This is a genomic window from Burkholderia sp. Tr-20355 (assembly GCF_017104685.1).
GTDB classification, from domain to species: domain Bacteria; phylum Pseudomonadota; class Gammaproteobacteria; order Burkholderiales; family Burkholderiaceae; genus Burkholderia; species Burkholderia seminalis.
This window is the reverse complement of sequence record NZ_JAAGPK010000413.1, coordinates 1-577: the sequence shown is the minus strand read 5'-3', so window position 1 is coordinate 577 and position 577 is coordinate 1. Positions and strand designations below refer to the sequence as shown.

2 tRNA genes and 1 rRNA gene are annotated in these 577 nt (G+C 51.1%); all 3 read right to left on the bottom strand.

The features are described from left to right. Positions 1–210: 210 nt before the first annotated feature. Positions 211–286 (bottom strand) — tRNA-Ala (locus G3N62_RS35690). A gap of 39 nt (positions 287–325) precedes the next feature. Further along, positions 326–402: transfer RNA gene (locus tag G3N62_RS35685), tRNA-Ile, on the bottom strand. A gap of 63 nt (positions 403–465) precedes the next feature. Continuing rightward, a 16S ribosomal RNA gene (locus G3N62_RS35680) occupies positions 466–577 on the bottom strand; the annotation flags it as partial.

The following is a 577-nucleotide window of genomic DNA, read 5'->3' as shown; positions in this document are numbered from 1 at the left end:
AGAGTTCGAATCATCTTGAGATACATCGATACAATCACAACCCGGATAGTTTTCACGTCCATCTCAAGACGCTTCCGCTATCCAAATTACTTACTTCTTCCAGATTGTTAAAGAACGACAGCCGATATCCGTTGATATCCTCTGACTGGCTCAATCGCCAATGCAAAATTCTCGGTTCAGCGTGTGAACCAAGCACTTAGCGTTGGTGATTGGTGGAGGCAGACGGGATCGAACCGACGACCCCCTGCTTGCAAAGCAGGTGCTCTCCCAGCTGAGCTATGCCCCCATTGAGTACAGATGCCTCAGGTGTGTTACCGCCAGACAATGGTGGGTCTGGTTGGATTCGAACCAACGACCCCCGCCTTATCAAGACGGTGCTCTAACCGACTGAGCTACAGACCCCTGAGTCTGTCTTTAAATTTACAGCCGATAAGCGTGAGCGCTCAACTTTGCGAGAAGCTCTGGAAAGGAGGTGATCCAGCCGCACCTTCCGATACGGCTACCTTGTTACGACTTCACCCCAGTCATGAATCCTACCGTGGTGACCGTCCTCCTTGCGGTTAGACTAGCCACTTCT